Origin of the sequence: Dysgonomonas sp. 521 (assembly GCF_010501055.1) — a bacterium.
Classification (GTDB): domain Bacteria; phylum Bacteroidota; class Bacteroidia; order Bacteroidales; family Dysgonomonadaceae; genus Dysgonomonas.
Window position 1 is genome coordinate 10,864 of the sequence record NZ_QVMO01000033.1, and the last position, 16,517, is coordinate 27,380.

19 protein-coding genes and 3 tRNA genes are annotated in these 16,517 nt (G+C 41.1%); 17 read left to right on the top strand and 5 right to left on the bottom strand.

The window, feature by feature from the left end; genetic code table 11:
• Positions 1 to 1,276 (top strand): hypothetical protein (locus D0T84_RS10575; protein ID WP_163307847.1); only part of this gene is annotated, 1,276 nt, incomplete at its 5' end.
• A gap of 8 nt (positions 1,277 to 1,284) precedes the next feature.
• Here the strand turns inward: D0T84_RS10575 and D0T84_RS10580 are convergent.
• Entirely contained in the window at positions 1,285 to 1,938 is a 654-nt protein-coding gene (locus D0T84_RS10580) for an Ig-like domain-containing protein (RefSeq protein ID WP_163307848.1), read from the bottom strand.
• A 226-nt stretch (positions 1,939 to 2,164) separates the two neighbouring features.
• On the opposite strand from D0T84_RS10580, the gene D0T84_RS10585 reads away from it, so the two are divergent.
• On the top strand, positions 2,165 to 3,523 hold the full coding sequence (locus tag D0T84_RS10585; RefSeq protein WP_163307849.1) for a hypothetical protein: 1,359 nt from the start codon (positions 2,165 to 2,167) through the stop codon (positions 3,521 to 3,523).
• A 3-nt stretch (positions 3,524 to 3,526) separates the two neighbouring features.
• Here D0T84_RS10585 and D0T84_RS10590 read toward each other — a convergent pair whose 3' ends face one another.
• The 4 genes from D0T84_RS10590 to D0T84_RS10605 all read right to left on the bottom strand — a co-directional run bounded on the left by D0T84_RS10590 (position 3,527) and on the right by D0T84_RS10605 (position 8,620).
• Positions 3,527 to 4,198, bottom strand: a complete 672-nt coding sequence (locus D0T84_RS10590) for an Ig-like domain-containing protein (protein ID WP_163307850.1) — start codon at positions 4,196 to 4,198, stop codon at positions 3,527 to 3,529.
• 221 nt (positions 4,199 to 4,419) lie between these two features.
• A complete protein-coding gene (locus tag D0T84_RS10595; RefSeq protein ID WP_163307851.1) occupies positions 4,420 to 7,188 on the bottom strand; it encodes a prolyl oligopeptidase family serine peptidase in 2,769 nt (922 codons plus the stop codon).
• A gap of 28 nt (positions 7,189 to 7,216) precedes the next feature.
• Positions 7,217 to 8,330, bottom strand: a protein-coding gene (prfB, locus tag D0T84_RS10600) for a peptide chain release factor 2 (RefSeq protein ID WP_370525491.1) whose coding sequence is annotated in 2 segments (ribosomal slippage) — positions 7,217 to 8,275 and positions 8,277 to 8,330 — 1,113 coding nt in all. Because the reading frame shifts where the segments join, the coding sequence is not laid out codon by codon here.
• A 128-nt stretch (positions 8,331 to 8,458) separates the two neighbouring features.
• A complete protein-coding gene (locus D0T84_RS10605) occupies positions 8,459 to 8,620 on the bottom strand; it encodes a hypothetical protein (protein WP_163307853.1) in 162 nt (53 codons plus the stop codon).
• A 194-nt stretch (positions 8,621 to 8,814) separates the two neighbouring features.
• On the opposite strand from D0T84_RS10605, the gene D0T84_RS10610 reads away from it, so the two are divergent.
• The 15 genes from D0T84_RS10610 to rplJ all read left to right on the top strand — a co-directional run bounded on the left by D0T84_RS10610 (position 8,815) and on the right by rplJ (position 16,502).
• Positions 8,815 to 9,372: a hypothetical protein gene (locus D0T84_RS10610; protein WP_163307854.1), complete on the top strand. Its 558-nt coding sequence runs from the start codon at positions 8,815 to 8,817 to the stop codon at positions 9,370 to 9,372.
• Between the two features lie 48 nt (positions 9,373 to 9,420).
• Positions 9,421 to 9,873: a GNAT family N-acetyltransferase gene (locus D0T84_RS10615; protein ID WP_163307855.1), complete on the top strand. Its 453-nt coding sequence runs from the start codon at positions 9,421 to 9,423 to the stop codon at positions 9,871 to 9,873.
• 4 nt (positions 9,874 to 9,877) lie between these two features.
• Complete coding sequence (locus D0T84_RS10620) at positions 9,878 to 10,414, top strand: hypothetical protein (protein ID WP_163307856.1); 537 nt, start codon at positions 9,878 to 9,880, stop codon at positions 10,412 to 10,414.
• Positions 10,415 to 10,659: 245 nt separating this feature from the next.
• Complete coding sequence (gene rpsU / locus D0T84_RS10625; RefSeq protein WP_163307857.1) at positions 10,660 to 10,851, top strand: 30S ribosomal protein S21; 192 nt, start codon at positions 10,660 to 10,662, stop codon at positions 10,849 to 10,851.
• 69 nt (positions 10,852 to 10,920) lie between these two features.
• Positions 10,921 to 11,802, top strand: coding sequence for a tyrosine recombinase XerC (xerC, locus tag D0T84_RS10630; RefSeq protein ID WP_185155726.1), 882 nt, complete (start codon positions 10,921 to 10,923; stop codon positions 11,800 to 11,802).
• A 19-nt stretch (positions 11,803 to 11,821) separates the two neighbouring features.
• Positions 11,822 to 12,121, top strand: a complete 300-nt coding sequence (gene hpf / locus D0T84_RS10635) for a ribosome hibernation-promoting factor, HPF/YfiA family (protein ID WP_163307859.1) — start codon at positions 11,822 to 11,824, stop codon at positions 12,119 to 12,121.
• 171 nt (positions 12,122 to 12,292) lie between these two features.
• A tRNA-Thr gene (locus D0T84_RS10640) sits at positions 12,293 to 12,366 on the top strand.
• A gap of 158 nt (positions 12,367 to 12,524) precedes the next feature.
• A tRNA-Thr gene (locus tag D0T84_RS10645) sits at positions 12,525 to 12,596 on the top strand.
• Positions 12,597 to 12,663: 67 nt separating this feature from the next.
• Entirely contained in the window at positions 12,664 to 13,848 is a 1,185-nt protein-coding gene (gene tuf / locus D0T84_RS10650) for an elongation factor Tu (protein WP_163307860.1), read from the top strand.
• A 53-nt stretch (positions 13,849 to 13,901) separates the two neighbouring features.
• Positions 13,902 to 13,973, top strand: a tRNA-Trp gene (locus D0T84_RS10655).
• A 19-nt stretch (positions 13,974 to 13,992) separates the two neighbouring features.
• On the top strand, positions 13,993 to 14,184 hold the full coding sequence (gene secE, locus D0T84_RS10660; protein ID WP_163307861.1) for a preprotein translocase subunit SecE: 192 nt from the start codon (positions 13,993 to 13,995) through the stop codon (positions 14,182 to 14,184).
• 18 nt (positions 14,185 to 14,202) lie between these two features.
• The gene (gene nusG / locus D0T84_RS10665; RefSeq protein ID WP_163307862.1) at positions 14,203 to 14,748 is read left to right on the top strand and encodes a transcription termination/antitermination protein NusG; all 546 of its coding nucleotides are present in this window, start codon (positions 14,203 to 14,205) and stop codon (positions 14,746 to 14,748) included.
• Positions 14,749 to 14,810: 62 nt separating this feature from the next.
• On the top strand, positions 14,811 to 15,254 hold the full coding sequence (gene rplK, locus D0T84_RS10670; RefSeq protein WP_163307863.1) for a 50S ribosomal protein L11: 444 nt from the start codon (positions 14,811 to 14,813) through the stop codon (positions 15,252 to 15,254).
• A 17-nt stretch (positions 15,255 to 15,271) separates the two neighbouring features.
• A complete protein-coding gene (gene rplA / locus D0T84_RS10675; protein ID WP_163307864.1) occupies positions 15,272 to 15,967 on the top strand; it encodes a 50S ribosomal protein L1 in 696 nt (231 codons plus the stop codon).
• A gap of 22 nt (positions 15,968 to 15,989) precedes the next feature.
• A complete protein-coding gene (rplJ, locus tag D0T84_RS10680; RefSeq protein ID WP_163307865.1) occupies positions 15,990 to 16,502 on the top strand; it encodes a 50S ribosomal protein L10 in 513 nt (170 codons plus the stop codon).
• The last annotated feature ends 15 nt before the right edge of the window (positions 16,503 to 16,517 follow it).

Here is a 16,517-nt window from a genome sequence, read left to right on the forward strand (position 1 = left end):
TTTACTCCGTGTTACTCTGTGTCCTCCGTGGTTGGGAAAAGGTAAATCATTAGGCAGTATCCTAAACGAAATCCCCGCAAAGGAACAGGAGATAGGCAGGGGGAAGAATGAGGCGATAAGCTATGCCAAACGCCGCTGGAAAGATACGCAGGAACTGATAGACAATATACAGGGAATCACCAACGAGTTTGAAAACAATCTGCTGAGTTCGCTGGTTTTCGAGGGGCTTGTTTTCCGTGCGGGTGCGCCAAGCCTGCAATATAATTTTCTGGAAAATGACTGGACAAACACGAAAAGGCTAACACCTAGATATGAAAACAAGAAAATATATATCGACAATCCTCAACGTATTACCCATGAGGTAATTACCATAGACGGCAAGAAGCCATATTGGAATGTTACTGCTTTTGAGTCGGACAACCTCAAAGCCGACACACCTTACTTCTTATATATAGAGGCCTCGAAAACATTAGTCCCTGATGCAACAGGCAGAATGATAGGTGAAGCCCGCTTTGCGATATCAGACAAGAAGATAAAACTGGAAGATAAAGAAGGTTATTATACATTCTGGGTGGCATTTATTAATTCCGAAAATGAAGGACAGGAACGCAGTATCCGTAGTATGTATGGCTATACAGAATTGCTACCGGGGCAAATTACTGCTGACACACTGATTAGTAGTGATGGGAATAGTTATCTGGACTTGGCAAATAATGCGTTTCGTATAGGGGATAATAAGAGTAGTCTTGATTGGAATGTAAGTACCCCCGAACAATTAAATATCAAAAATGCGAATTTTGAGATTAACAATGGAGATAATCAAATTGTTATAGATCCGGAATCAACTATTATAAGCCTCAACGATTTAAGACCTTATGCTCCTGTTTTCTCGGATTGGGGTTCCTTTGATGGTGTTGAGCCTAGACTGAGGTTTAGATGGAGAGAACCTAGTACTAATGACTATTATGATACATTATATGGAAGAGTTGGTCTTACGATTAAGCATCCTAAAGAATCGGACACTACATCTTACTATGCTCCCGTATTCCAGTTAGGCTACCTCACTAAATGGGGAGGACGAAGAGGTCTGCTCTTACAAGACGAGCATCTCTTTGCCAACAAAACAACAGAAATGATGGTTGATGTTAGTAGAGAGTATCTTATGATGATATTAAGAACCTTGCCTGTAGTGGAAGATGGGCAAGATCCTTCTATATCATTCAGCTCAGGAACTGTTTACCGTGATTCAAATAATTTTTTAAAGATTGTCCCATAATAAATCATTCAGTGAGGCCATTGAACCTCATCTGTAGGCTCAGCCCAAACAGTGGGTACTCCACTTCTAAGAATGAATATATTTTTTATGTTTTTCTTAAGAATATACGGGTCTTCAATACGTACAGGTTGTATCGTATGTGAAAAAAAATAGACTCTGGTAAGTGTATCAATTTCAACTTTTATCTCATTGGAGTATTTGCCTATTGAGAGGTTTCCCAAGTCGCCAAGTTTTTTACATAAACCGTCTTCTGTAAAATAACCTGCTACATTATTTTTTATTTCATTATTAATATCGTGATAAAAAATAAAACTGGTGTAGTCTTGTTGCTTTAAGATAGCTATAGTTACAGAATTCGACAAATCTCCATACGAAGCAGTAATTTTAGCTACCCCATCAGCAACAGCAGTTACTTTACCCGATGAGGATACAGTCGCTACTTTGGTATCGGATGATGTCCAAGTCAGCTTAGGCAGTTTTACATCAGTTGGTTGGTGGCTTACACTTAGCTGGTATGTATCGCCTATATATAGGTCTTTGTCTACCGGGTCGATGGCAATAGATGTCAGTACAACGACTTCATTGTTGTTGTCATCGCCCCCACAGGCAGAGAATAAAGTAAGGGTAAGCAGGGCAGCTATTGTGTATATAAGTTTGTTCATAAGTTCAATTTTTGATTGCTAACAAATGTAGTTAATTTTCTTTATTCATTCATAATGTTTGTGCCTGAATTTTCCCTTCGGGGGAGGTTCAGGCATTTTTTTACCTCAATCCGCCACCTCTCCCCCCGCTCTCTCGAAGAGAGAGGGAGCTGCAATGCCACGACAAGGGAGGGGATAGGGGGTAGTTTGTCACTTTTTACTCTGTGACGCTCTGTGTCCTCCGTGGTTGGGAAAAGGTAAATCATTAGGCAGTATCCTAAACGAAATCCCCGCAAAGGAGCAGGAGATAGACAGGGGGAAAAATGAGGCGATAAGTTATGCCAAACGCCGCTGGAAAGATACGCAGGAACTGATAGACAATATACAGGGAATCACCAACGAGTTTGAAAACAATCTGCTGAGTTCGCTGGTTTTCGAGGGGCTTATTTTCCGTGCGGGTGCGCCAAGCCTGCAATATAGTTTTCTGGAAAATGACTGGACAAACACGAAAAGGCTAACACCAAGATATGAAAACAAGAAAATATATATCGACAATCCTCAACGTATTACCCATGAGGTAATTACCATAGACGGCAAGAAACCATATTGGAATGTTACTGCGTTTGAGTCGGACAACCTCAAAGCCGACACACCCTATTTCCTATATATAGAGGCTTCGAAAACATTAGTCCCTGATACAACAGGCAGAATGATAGGAGAAGCCCGCTTTGCGATATCAGACAAGAAGATAAAACTGGAAGATAAAGAGGGTTATTATACATTCTGGGTGGCATTTATTAATTCCGAAAATGAAGGACAGGAACGCAGTATCCGTAGTATGTATGGCTATACAGAGTTGCTGCCGGGGCAAATTACTGCTGACACACTGATTAGTAGTGATGGGAATAGTTATCTGGATTTCTTGTCTAATCAGTTTAAGTTCGGGAATAAGGATAGTGGATTGGATTGGAATGTGAGTAAAGATAAACAACTTAGTATAAGGAATGCTGACTTCGAAATTAAGAATGTTAATAAAGAGGTAGTATCAAAAATAGACGGTAAAAGTGGAGCTGCTGCTTTTTCTAAAGGACTTGTTAAATTTGAAACAGATGGTAGTGGACAAATAGGAGGATGGTCTATAAATCAAGGGAATTTAATTTCGCAATCAATAAATTTAGAAAGTAAAAAATATGAACTTGAATTGTCTGCTGATGCTGGTAAAATCTTTGTTCGGAATAAAGACTCAGTGTTAGCCACATTTGGAATACATCAGAGTTGGGCTAATAGGAGATCAACTGCTGTTATATTTTATGGGAGCGAAAATAAGCCTAAAGTAAATATTTCAGCAAGCGGCATACGAATGGCAGAGTATGCAGAGGGTGCTGTTATTACCCATAATTCATGTGCTTTAGACATTACTAAAGAAGGACTTATTTATGAAAAAAATGATTCGAATGGCTATTTAGAAAATGAGTTTAGAATACAAATGGATGGTAGTTTGACTAATTTTAATGTAGGTAATCTGCCTCAATATAATGATGCAAATGGATTAGTGCCAGGGAAAGTATATAGAGATAAAAATAATTTTCTTAAAGTGGCTCCATAGAATTTAGTGTGGGTACTGTGTCTTATTTTCTTTTGATACTTCAATCCCTTTATTGTTTGAAAGAATGAAAATATTTTTTATGTTCTTCTTTAGCTTTAAGATTGTATCAACTTTTCCTGTAAAATCATAAATTCCGTTCATATCATATAAATCATAATAGATATGTACATATTGTAATGTGTCAATATCAACTTTTATTTCAGGAGAATATTTATTGCTAGTCAAATTACCTAAATCTCCAAGTTTTTTACATAGACCATCTTGAGTATAGTAACCAGCAATACAGTCTCTGAAATCATTTACTGAATTTATGCTTATTACAAAACTTGTATAATCTTGAATTTTAGAAACAACTAAAGTAACAGAATTCGACAAATCTCCATACGAAGCGGTAATTTTAGCTACCCCATCAGCAACAGCGGTTACTTTACCCGATGAGGATACAGTTGCTACTTTGGTATCGGATGATGTCCAAGTCAGCTTAGGTAGTTTTACATCAGCGGGTTGGTGGCTTACAGTTAGCTGGTATGTATCGCCTATATAGAGGTCTTTGTCTACCGGGTCGATGGCAATAGATGTCAGTACAACGACTTCATTGTTGTTGTCATCGCCCCCACAGGCAGAGAATAAAGTAAGGGTCAGCAGGGCAGCTATTGTGTATATAAGTTTGTTCATAAGTTCAGCGTTTTTGAATGCTAACAAATGTAGTTAATTTTCTTTATTCATTCATAATGTTTGTGCCTGAATTTTCCCTTCGGGGAGGTTCAGGCATTTTTTTATCACCTCACCCCCCGCCCTCTCCAAGAGAGAGGGAGCCGCAATGGCACGACAAGGGAGGGGAAAGGGGGTAGTTTGTCACTTTTTACTCCGTGACGCTCTGTTTTTCCTATACGCTTCTATTCCAGTTCCAAGCCGTATGTCTTCCCCTTTTCGGTAGCCGGAACGCCTGTTTTCATCCATACAGGCATCGGTTCGCCTTTGAGGTAATGGTCGAAGAATTGTTGCAGGCGTATGCTCAGGTCTTTGCTGTTTCTGCGTTCTTTCAGGTTGTGCGCCTCATTGTTGTACTGCAACATCCACACAGGCTTGCCTAGCCGGCGCAACGCCATAAAATACTCAATGCCCTGATACCACGGCACGGCTCCGTCTTTATCGTTGTGCATGATTAGCAAGGGGGTCTCTACCTTGTCGGCAAAAAATACAGGAGAGTTTTCTTTGTACAGTTCCGGTGCTTCCCACATGGTAACACCTATGCGCGACTGGGTTTGCTCGTACTGGAACTGGCGGCTCATACCACTTTCCCAGCGTATGCCGCCGTATGCGCTGAACATATTCGATACCGGAGCGCCTGCACCTGCCGCCTTGAACATGTTGGTGCGTGTGATGAGGTATGCCGTTTGGTATCCGCCCCAGCTTTGCCCTTGCAGCGCCATGTTGTCTTTGTCTACCCACGCGTTCTGTGCAAGCTCTTCGGCTCCCGATACAATGGAATTGTAAGCGCTTTCGCCCGGATGTCCGGTAGTGTATTGTATGTCAGGTGTAAATACGATGTAACCCCTGCTGCAATAGAATGGTATGTTGATGATGGAACGGCTCGGAGCAGGCGGAAAATACTGGTACAGGTTATCCGAATGCTTCTCGTAGAAATAAATCATGACGGGGTATTTTTTATCCGGGTCGAAGTTCTCCGGTTTATATACGATACCCTGTGTAGGCTTGCCATCGAATGTAGTCCACGACATCAGTTCGGCTGTACCCCAGTTGTAATCCCTCATTTGCGGGTTGATATCCGATAGCCTGTCCTCGCTTTTCCACAGGTTGCTTGTCACATATAAGTCGGGCGATGTGTTGAAGTTGCTTTTGGTGTAAGCATATACTTCTTTATCCTTTGCTTTCACAGGCATGGTATACGTGTATTTACCTATAGTTAACGGTGTCAGCTTATTTTTCGCCAGTTCATAAAAACCGTTTTCTTTGCTCGTATTGTCAAAAGCCGAGAGCAGCAGCTTTTCTCCGGGCTTGATAAATCGGCTTTCGGGGTCGGTTTTTACGTACCGTAACGTGGTCTTTTTGTCCCTTCCTATGCCTTTTGTAATGTTTTCAGGTGCTTTTATCCCCGTTGGGTCTAACTTCCATATATCATACATGTCGTAAACGAGCAACGCCTCGTCATTATCTGTCCATGCGGCAAATCCGTATGGAGGCGGCGCAGTGGGGTTGTCATTCTTTTCGTTCCAGAAGTTGATGTTAAGCATATCCGTCAGGCATACTTCTTTTCCGCTCTCTGTGGAGTAAGCGTAGTACTGGCGGGTGTTCAGGTCGTACCACGCGAGGTACTTCCCTTGCGGTGACTGTATCAGCCTGGCCTGTAGCCCTGTCTTAATCTGCTTTTTGGTATGGTTGTCCAAATCCAGTATCCATATATCGTTTTGCATATTGGCCTGATAGTTCCATTGTGTCTCCAACAGGTATTTCAAGTCAGAGGTTCCGACAGCATATTGTCCATTGTTTTCATCGGAAATGCTTACGTTAGGCATATCTTCATTGGCTAGCTGGTAGAGTGTGTTTGTACCGAGGTCGATGTAAGAAAGGTATGTCTGTTTTAATTTCTTTTCTTTCTGCACCAGTTGTTGAGGTTGTATCAGCGGCTCCTGCCAATGCCAGATATCGAGTTGCGCCTTTTCAAAATCGGGGATAGTCGTATCTTTGGGCAGCGCTACAGGGGCTATACCCAGTGTGAGCCTTTTCTCATCTTTACTGAACAATGGTTTGTAATTTTCGCTTACATTCCATTCTTTGGGCATGCCTTGTGTGTTATTATTGGTAATCAGGCGCGCAGAGTCTTGTGAGGGCTCGAAGTAGAAGAGGCTGTAGTCTTTTATCTCCTTTTTCAGGCTGTCGGCTGTGGCAAGATAGGCAAGCTTGTTCCCCGACTCGGACAATGTAAGGCTTTTGTAAATGGTCTTACCTGTAGATACAGTGTCTTTACGCAAGGTGCTGAGGTCGATAAAAAGTACGCCTTGCTTGTTTACCGTGTCTTTCACACCCGGCTTTATAATGGTGGATAGGCTTTTGCCGTTGCGGCTAAACATGTACTCGGTCACATTTTTTATCGTATCTTCTTTTGCTGAATAGAGGTTGCGGAGAACCAATGTACGGGCTTTCGCTTCTTTTTTGTCTTTTACCTTGAGTGTATCGTTTAGGGTGTACGCTATATAGTCGGAGAAGTCTTTGCCCGTCTTGTAGTCTTTCACGCCCGGTATCTTCACTATAGAGAACCCTTCGAGAGAGATAACCGCCAGCGAATCTTTCGGCATCTTCTCATCGGCCGTTTTCTTTATTTTGGCTTGCCTCGTTACGGCAAAGGGCGCTTTGATGAGGGCTATAATATACTTCTGATCGGGCGATACCGAATACGTGTAAGCGCGCGGAACAGTAAACTCTTTTTTCGTTTTCAGGTTGCTGATGAGCAGGTAATTGTCACCTTCCTGTTCTTTTACAAGGGATGCGGTGTGTAACCCGTCATTGGTAACACTGATGTTGGAAATGCTTTTCCACGAATCGTAGACTGTATGGTCTAATACTTTTTTCTGCGCGTTTCCCTGCAATGCTGCAAGAATAGCAAAGCAGAGAAAGACACATTTGCGGTATGTCTTTCTGTCCATAATTATAAGGTATATATAATAAACGGGGTTAGGCTTCTTCGCCGTACTCCATTAAGTATGCTTTGATAAAATCGTCGAGGTCGCCATCCATCACGGCATTTACGTTCGATGTCTGGTGGTTTGTCCGGTGGTCTTTTACGCGGCGGTCGTCAAATACGTAACTGCGTATCTGCGAACCCCATTCTATTTTCTTCTTTCCGGCTTCTATCTTCGACTGTTCGCGGCTGCGCCTTTCCAGTTCCATCTCGTATAACTGGGATTTCAGGAGGCGTATCGCATTATCTTTATTACCGAATTGAGAACGGCTTTCCGTATTTTCGATCACTATTTCCTTATCTTCTCCGGTGTCGGGGTCTTTGTATTTGTAATGCAGGCGTACCCCTGTTTCCACTTTATTTACGTTCTGTCCTCCCGCGCCGCTCGAACGGAATGTGTCCCATGTGATGTCGGATTGGTTTACCTCTATCTCGATGGTGTCGTCTACCAACGGAACCACATATACCGAGGCAAAGGATGTCATCCGTTTTCCCTGTGCGTTGAATGGCGACACGCGTACCAGACGGTGTACTCCGTTTTCCGACTTGAGGTATCCGTAAGCGTACTCTCCTTCTACCTGCAAGGTCGCTGTCTTGATGCCGGCTTCGTCTCCGTCCTGCCAGTTGGTAACAGTTATTTTGTATCCTTTCGATTCGCACCAGCGTTGGTACATCCGCACCAGCATCGAAGCCCAGTCTTGTCCTTCGGTGCCTCCGGCTCCGCTGTTTATCTTCAACACTGCACCCAGCTTGTCCTCTTCGCGGCGTAGCATATTCTTCAGTTCGAGGTTTTCTACCAGTCTCAGGGCATTGTCGTATGCCTTGTCTACTTCTTCCTCGGTGGTAACGCCTTCTTTCTGGAAGTCGAAAGCAAGTTGGAGCTCTTCTGTAGCGCCTTTTACTTCGCTGTAACCTTCTATCCAGCCTTTGAGCCCGCGTATTATCTTCATCTGGGCTTCTGCGGTTTTAGCATCGTCCCAGAATCCCGGAGCCTGTGTCCTTAGTTCTTCTTCTTCGAGTTGTATTTTTTTCGCATCGACGTCAAAGATGCCTCCTCAGCGCGTCCTCGCGCTCCAACACTTCTTTGAGTTGGTCTGCAGTAATCATAAGATTGGCTTTTTTAGTTAGTTCTAATAATTTTGAGGTGCAAATGTATTAAAAAAACACGTAAGAGCCAATCTGTTAAAGTGAAATCTTGTAAGATAGTCATGGATTGTGACAGGCAAGACGGGAGATTATCCCCTGTCCCATGTGTTTTCGTCGGGCGATAGAAGCTCATTGCTTGATTCCACCTCCTTGTCTGTGACTCTTTCGGCTGCTTCCGGGGCTTTTTTTATCCGTGCTTCTTCGTAAGCGATAAATTCCCCATCGGGCTTGTCTTGTTCTTGCTTTTTCATATTCTTTTGTTTTTAATGGTTGATACGAATCAAGGGTTGAAGTATAATAGATATCTTCTATATCCTATAACAGAATATAAGATTCTTATGTTTACCTGCTAACTTTATTTTTTGATATTAAGGTATTATAATGTCCATCTTTGATATCTATTACAATCCGTATATCTATATTTGACAAAACAAAGATATACGCTATGAGAAAAATAATCGGTTTATTCTTATTCCTATCCTTTGCAACGCTACATTTGTGGAGCCAGTCGGATACTGTCTTTATCCGGCATATAAAAGATTACGATAGCAGTCAGTTAAAATATAAGACAGATACGGTCATATTCGATTCTTTTTTCAAAAATAAAATTCTGTACGGGACAATGGTGTTGCCCCAGTCGGCTAAACAACTGACTTTGTTTGGTCATGGACTGACTTTAGACAGCGTTTCTATCAGGGAATGCAAGAATAATGATTTCGAACCTTCATCAAAAGATGAAATCCTTTCGATAAAAGAAAGCGGTGACAGCCTTATTGTAGAAATATTATTAGAGGGAAATTGTTGCCATTCTTTCTTGTGCGATGCAGAGATAGTAGACAATACAACAATAAACCTCATCACTATAGGTTATGGAACTTACTGTTCCTGCATGTGCGGGTATGAGCTTACCTATTGTTTCTCAAGATACGATTATGGCGGATACGGCAAACTAGAAGATATAATTATAGACGGTAATACCGAAACAAGGAAAAAGTTAAGGTAATTCTCTAAGAATATTTACCTTTGCAATCTTCAAGATTAACATATAATAATGGAAAAAGAAATATCATGGAAAGTAAGTCGTTTTGAAGAATTGACAAGAGACGAACTATACGAAATCCTGCATTTACGTTGCAAAATATTTGTGGTAGAACAAGACGCCCCCTATCTGGATATGGACTATAAGGACCAGAGAGCGTTGCATTTGCAAGGTTATGTTGATGGGCGGTTGGCAGCATACTGCCGTTTATTCGGTGCGGGAGGCTATTTTGACGAGGCGTGCATCGGGCGTGTAATTGTAGCGCAGGAGTATCGCAAGTATGGTTTCGGGCACGAACTGATGAAGCGTGCCCTCGCAATAGAAGAATCAGTGCTTGGCGAGACTAAAATTACGATCTCGGCACAATTATACCTGAAAAATTTTTATGAAAGTCATGGGTTTAAGCAGACCAGCGAAGTGTACCTCGAAGATGGTTTGCCTCATATCCAGATGAAAAAAGAATAAAGCGGTGAAAAGAAATAGAATACTTACATCTTTATTTCTCGTACTGCTTCTTATTTCTTGTCAGCAGAATAAGACAGGCTCTGAATCGGTAAAACCGCTTATGGACTCGATCTCCCTCCTCGAAGGAAGGATAATTAATCTTCAGGCAGACCATCGCAGGGAACTGAAAATGAAATTGGATTCGATAATCCGGCAATACAACGAATCGGATATAAAATCCAAGATCGATTCCATCACACATTTATATCAGGTAGAAAAGAGTAAATCATTTCTGTTTGACGAATATGACAGGGATATTTTACGGGATATGGGATTGTCGAACCCGGAAGAAGATCTGAAGAAGAGTCTTCTTCGCTGGTATAATTTTCAGCAGGACGCTATACTTGGGGGCACTATGGAAGTGGAAATGATGCAGCCAGTAGGACCAGAGTTATTCTTGGCTTTGGGCGCAGATGGGCATATTTCGTTATGGTATGTCTTTAGATATGAAATAAAAGAAAACAAGACTATAAAGTGGAAGTTGATTTACAAAGGAGGATAATTTTGTAGATTCTCTTCAAAAATCTTGTACATTAAGATTTTAAATCATAAATTTGCACCCCGAAAATAGAGAGGAGGTTTGATGATTTTTTGAACAGAACATATTCATTTATAGTTTAATATTGTTTTCAGGAAACAATGTTCAGAAAATCGACTGACATTAAAAGAGCCTTATCTATAGAAAGTAACAGCGAAGAAGTTCGCACCATAAAATTGAATTAGAAATTAAAAAATAAATAAATAATTATGATTATTGTTCCAATTAAAGAGGGCGAAAACATTGAAAAAGCCCTAAAAAAATTTAAAAGAAAATACGAAAAAACAGGTGTAGTGAAAGAACTAAGAAGACGTCAGGAGTTCCAGAAGCCATCTGTAGTGAAAAGAGAGCGCAAAATGCACGCTATTTATGTAGAAGCTATGCACCGTTCGGAAGACTAAAAAATAATTGTCTTTTTCGTATAATATTATTAACTTCGTCATTCAGGATAGAAACCCGGTAGAATGATGCTGTTAATTGACAAATATATCAAGTATCTCCGTTATGAAAAGAACTATTCTTTACATACGGAGATTTCTTATTCTGAAGACCTGCGCCAGTTCACAAATTTCCTTGCTGAGCATTTTCCGGATGTGGATATCAAGTCGGTAGATAATGACATTGTCAGGATGTGGATAGTGTCTCTTATGGAGAATGAAATTTCAGCCCGCTCGGTAAACCGTAAATTGAGCGCATTGAAATCGTTCTACAAATATTTATTGCGGATAGGGGAAATGCAGGTCAATCCTGTGAGAAAAATCAATGGCCCGAAAATAAAAAAACCAATTCCGGCCTTTGTGAACGATTCCGATATGGATAAGGTACTGGACGAGGACGATTATGGCGATACATTTGAGCCCTTACGCGACCGCATCATGATAGAACTGTTTTATGTGACGGGTATTCGCCGTGCCGAACTGATAGGCCTCAGGGATGCGGATGTCGACTTTTCTGCTGAGACAATACAGGTAACCGGAAAGCGGAATAAACAACGGTTGATTCCTTTTAGCGACAACATGAAACAGGATTTAGGAAAATATATTTCGATGAGGAATAAAGAAGTAGGCAACCAATCGGGCTATTTGTTTGTTAAAAACGATGGAGAGCCTCTTTACCCGATGCTCGTTCATCGGATTGTGACAGCCCGGCTTGGTCAGGTGCCCACTCTATCCAAAACGAGCCCGCATGTTCTCAGGCATTCGTTTGCCACAGGTATGCTAAACAATGGGGCGGATATTAATGCGGTAAAAGAATTGTTAGGACACTCAAGCCTTGCGGCTACAGAGATATACACACACACTTCATTTGAAGAATTAAAGAAAATTTATAACAAAGCTCATCCAAGGGCTTAAAAGTAAAGGAGGATTAATTATGAATATTGCGATTCAGTCAGTGCACTTTGATGCAACAACTCAGTTGAAAGAGTTTATTGAAAAAAAAATATCTAAACTTGATAAATTTTCAGACCAGATCGTAGACGCTGAAGTTATATTGAAAGTTGTAAAACCCGAAGTTGCAAACAATAAAGAGGCTTCGATAAAACTGAATATTAAGAACGGAGAACTGTTTGCCAATAAAATTGCAGACACATTCGAAGAAGCGATTATGCAGGGAGTGGAAGCTCTGGAAAAGCAGGTTCTCAAAGCAAAAGAAAAGGCTCAGGCTAAATAAACAGATGGTTAAAATAATTATTCCGATACAAAAAGATAGATGCTTGAGCAATCAAAAGGGAAAGCAATCGAAAAATAAATCTATAAAGTATTGTGATTCTAAAAAATAATTTCTAATTTTGTCGCCGTTTCGCCCTCAAAAAGCGGACGGCGATAAAAATTAGACTGTTATGCCTCTTTAGCTCAGTTGGCCAGAGCACGTGATTTGTAATCTCGGGGTCGTTGGTTCGAATCCGACAAGAGGCTCAAGCTATATGGAAAGAGAAGTTTTGAAAAACCTATAAATCAAATAGATTTGAATATTTCTTCACTTTAATTTCCAACTTTTTCGCTTCAATAATAATGCACCCGTGTATTTGTTTGCTGGGGGAAGGTTTTTGTTGGGGCGGAACTTTGAAATTTAAGCCAATGTAGCTCAGGGGTAGAGCACTTCCTTGGTAAGGAAGAGGTCGCGGGTTCAAATCCCGCCATGGGCTCATTAGTTTGGTACTTGATTCTGATAGAATTAAATATATACATTAACTAAATAATAGAAGATTAATTATGGCAAAAGAACATTTTAACCGGGCGAAACCGCACGTAAATATCGGTACAATCGGTCACGTTGACCACGGTAAAACTACTTTGACTGCTGCTATTACTAAAGTGTTGGCAGATGCAGGTCTTTCTGAAGCACGTTCATTTGATTCAATTGATAATGCTCCGGAAGAAAAAGAACGTGGTATCACTATCAATACTTCTCACGTAGAATATGAAACAGCTAACCGTCACTACGCTCACGTTGACTGTCCAGGTCACGCGGACTACGTGAAAAACATGGTTACTGGTGCTGCTCAGATGGACGGTGCTATCATCGTAGTTGCTGCTACTGATGGTCCGATGCCTCAGACTCGCGAGCACATCCTGCTTGCACGTCAGGTAAACGTACCTAAGTTGGTTGTTTTCATGAACAAGTGTGATATCGTTGAAGACGAAGAAATGTTAGAATTAGTTGAACTTGAAATGAGAGAACTTCTTTCATTCTATGAGTTCGACGGCGACAATACTCCGGTTATCCGCGGATCTGCACTAGGTGCATTGAACGGTGTTGAACCTTGGGTTAGCCAGGTTCTGGAACTGATGAACTCTGTAGATGCTTGGATTCCACTTCCTCCACGCGATGTTGACAAACCATTCTTGATGCCGGTTGAAGACGTGTTCTCTATCACAGGTCGTGGTACAGTAGCAACAGGTCGTATCGAAACTGGTAAAATCAAAACTGGTGAAGAAGTTCAGATCATCGGTCTTGGAGCAGAAGGTAAAAAATCAGTTGTTACAGGAGTTGAAATGTTCCGTAAGATTCTTGACGACGGACAAGCTGGTGACAACGTAGGTCTTCTTCTTCGTGGTATCGATAAGGACGAAATCAAACGCGGTATGGTAATTTGCCACCCAGGAAAGATTACTCCTCATACTAACTTCAAAGCTGAGGTTTATATCCTGAAGAAAGAAGAAGGTGGACGTCACACTCCATTCCACAACAAATACCGTCCTCAGTTCTACATCCGTACGTTGGACGTTACCGGCGAAATCACCCTTCCTGAAGGAACAGACATGGTAATGCCAGGTGACAACCTGACTATCTCTGTAGAGTTGATTTACCCTGTAGCTATCAATGTAGGTCTTCGTTTCGCTATCCGTGAAGGTGGACGTACAGTAGGTGCTGGTCAGATTACAGAAATTGATTAATAAGAATTTCTATAATATTCAAAGTCGGCTTGCAATATAGCCGGCTTTAACATACGGGCGTAGTTCAGTGGTAGAGCGTTGGTCTCCAAAACCAAATGTCGGGAGTTCGAATCTCTCCGCCCGTGCTAAACTCAAAAAGGAGTGATGAAAAAAATAATTAACTATATTAAGGATTCTTATAACGAACTTGTTTACAAGGTTTCTTGGCCATCTCGTCCAGAATTAACAAGCAGTGCAGTCATTGTCATGATCGCTTCCATTATGATGGCATTGGTTATCTGGGGTGTTGATACTGTATTTGACAGGGTGGTTAAATTACTCTATGGTCTGTTGTAATTCTTCTTATCAAAAGCTATGACTGAAATCGAAAAAAAATGGTACGTACTACGTGCTGTTAGTGGAAAGGAAAATAAAGTCAAAGAATATCTTGAAGCTGAGATAAAGAAAACTGACTTAGGGAAATACATCTCTCAAGTTCTTATTCCTACCGAAAAGACTTATATCATGCGTAACGGAAAGAAAGTTCTGAAAGAAAGAGCTTATCTTCCCGGTTATATCTTGATAGAAGCAGCTTTGGTGGGAGAAGTCATTCATGAATTGCGCAACATCAATTTTGTTGCGGGTTTTTTGCCTAATACTACAAATCCTCAACCGTTGAGCCAGTCGGAAGTAAACCGGATACTGGGTACAATGGACGAATTGGATGAGCAGGAAGTAGGCCTGGATGTTCAGTACTTCGTAGGAGAAAACGTGAAGGTGACCAATGGCCCTTTCTCTGGATTCTCTGGAATTATTGAAGAAGTAAACTCCGAGAAGAAGAAACTGAAAGTAATGGTAAAGATATTCGGACGGAAAACCCCGCTCGAATTGAATTACATGCAAGTCGAAAAAGAACAGTAAGATTGGTTACGCACTCTGAACGTTCTATTTAAGTTTTAACAAAACTAAAAATTTAAAAGAAAATGGCTAAAGAAATTGCTGGACAATTAAAATTACAGATTAAAGGCGGTGCAGCAAATCCATCTCCTCCCGTAGGGCCTGCTTTAGGTTCGAAAGGTATTAATATCATGGATTTCTGTAAGCAATTTAATGCCAGAACTCAAGACAAAGCAGGGAAAGTATTGCCAGTGGTAATTACTTACTATGCTGATAAGTCTTTCGATTTTATTGTAAAACAACCACCGGTAGCAATTCAATTACTTGAAGCTGCGAAAACAAAAAGTGGATCAGCTGAACCAAATCGTAAGAAAGTAGCAGAAATTACCTGGGATCAGGTAAAAGCTATCGCTGAAGATAAAATGGTTGACCTGAACTGTTTTACTGTAGAGTCTGCCATGAGAATGGTCGCTGGTACAGCAAGAAGTATGGGTATTAGTGTAAAAGGGGCTTTCCCTGATGTTAAATAATTAAACTTCAATTGAGAATGGGTAAACTTACAAAAAATCAAAAGTTAGCTTTCAGCAAGATTGAAGCAGGGAAACTATATACACTTAGCGAAGCATCAGCTCTTGTAAAAGAGGTTACAACAACTAAATTCGACGCTTCAGTCGATTTGGATGTACGCTTAGGTGTTGACCCACGTAAAGCTAACCAGATGGTAAGGGGTGTAGTATCTCTTCCTCATGGAACAGGAAAACAAGTCAGAGTTTTGGTATTGTGTTCTCCAGACGCTGAAGCCGCAGCTAAAGAAGCGGGCGCTGATTATGTAGGATTGGACGAATATATCGAAAAAATAAAAGGAGGCTGGACTGATATCGATGTTATCATCACTCAGCCTGCTATCATGGGTAAAGTTGGTGCTCTGGGACGTGTATTAGGACCTCGTGGCCTGATGCCTAACCCAAAGAGCGGAACAGTGACTGTGGATGTCGCTAAAGCCGTACAAGAAGTAAAATCTGGTAAGATTGACTTTAAAGTAGACAAGGCTGGTATCATCCATGCTTCTATAGGTAAAGTATCTTTTACTCCTGAACAAATCAGAGATAACGCGAGAGAATTTATCGCTACGCTTATCAAACTGAAACCAACAGCAGCTAAAGGTACTTATGTGAAAAGTGTTTGTCTTTCAAGTACTATGAGTCCGGGTGTGAAAATCGACCCTAAATCAGTAGAAAATTAATTAAATTGACTGAAACATTATTATGAGAAAGGAAGATAAAGGTACTATCATAGAAACTATAGCAGCGACAATCAAAGATTACGAGCATTTCTATCTTACTGACATCGCTACTCTTAACTCGGCTAAAACAAGCGAGTTGAGAAGAGAATGCGCTAAGCAGGAAATCAAGTTGATGGTTGTAAAAAATACACTGTTGCAAAAAGCGTTGGATACACTCGAAGGCGATTACTCCGAACTGAGTCAGGTTCTGAAAGGTAATACAGCTATCATGTTTACAAATTCAGCGAATGCACCGGCTAAATTGATTGCTAAATACAAGAAAGAAGGAGTGCCTTCACTTAAGGCGGCTTATGTGCAGGAGAGCTTCTATATAGGTGCTCAGAACTTGCAGGCATTAGAGAACGTCAAGAGCAAAAACGAGCTTATCGCTGACGTTGTCGCACTGCTTCAATCTCCGGCTAAGAATGTTATCTCTGCCCTTCAATCGGGAGGCAATACCATTCATGGCGTATTAGAAACATTATCCAAGAGATAATACACATTAAATAAA

What these genes read in the sequence shown, in the direction of transcription:
- D0T84_RS10580 (WP_163307848.1), bottom strand. Translation starts at nt 1,938, where the DNA reads ATGAACAAACTTATATACACAATAGCTGCCCTGCTTACCCTTACTTTA.
- D0T84_RS10590 (WP_163307850.1), bottom strand. Translation starts at nt 4,198, where the DNA reads ATGAACAAACTTATATACACAATAGCTGCCCTGCTGACCCTTACTTTA.
- D0T84_RS10595 (WP_163307851.1), bottom strand. Translation starts at nt 7,188, where the DNA reads ATGGACAGAAAGACATACCGCAAATGTGTCTTTCTCTGCTTTGCTATT.
- D0T84_RS10605 (WP_163307853.1), bottom strand. Translation starts at nt 8,620, where the DNA reads ATGAAAAAGCAAGAACAAGACAAGCCCGATGGGGAATTTATCGCTTAC.
- D0T84_RS10610 (WP_163307854.1), top strand. Translation starts at nt 8,815, where the DNA reads ATGAGAAAAATAATCGGTTTATTCTTATTCCTATCCTTTGCAACGCTA.
- D0T84_RS10615 (WP_163307855.1), top strand. Translation starts at nt 9,421, where the DNA reads ATGGAAAAAGAAATATCATGGAAAGTAAGTCGTTTTGAAGAATTGACA.
- rpsU (WP_163307857.1), top strand. Translation starts at nt 10,660, where the DNA reads ATGATTATTGTTCCAATTAAAGAGGGCGAAAACATTGAAAAAGCCCTA.
- hpf (WP_163307859.1), top strand. Translation starts at nt 11,822, where the DNA reads ATGAATATTGCGATTCAGTCAGTGCACTTTGATGCAACAACTCAGTTG.
- tuf (WP_163307860.1), top strand. Translation starts at nt 12,664, where the DNA reads ATGGCAAAAGAACATTTTAACCGGGCGAAACCGCACGTAAATATCGGT.
- secE (WP_163307861.1), top strand. Translation starts at nt 13,993, where the DNA reads ATGAAAAAAATAATTAACTATATTAAGGATTCTTATAACGAACTTGTT.
- nusG (WP_163307862.1), top strand. Translation starts at nt 14,203, where the DNA reads ATGACTGAAATCGAAAAAAAATGGTACGTACTACGTGCTGTTAGTGGA.
- rplK (WP_163307863.1), top strand. Translation starts at nt 14,811, where the DNA reads ATGGCTAAAGAAATTGCTGGACAATTAAAATTACAGATTAAAGGCGGT.
- rplA (WP_163307864.1), top strand. Translation starts at nt 15,272, where the DNA reads ATGGGTAAACTTACAAAAAATCAAAAGTTAGCTTTCAGCAAGATTGAA.
- rplJ (WP_163307865.1), top strand. Translation starts at nt 15,990, where the DNA reads ATGAGAAAGGAAGATAAAGGTACTATCATAGAAACTATAGCAGCGACA.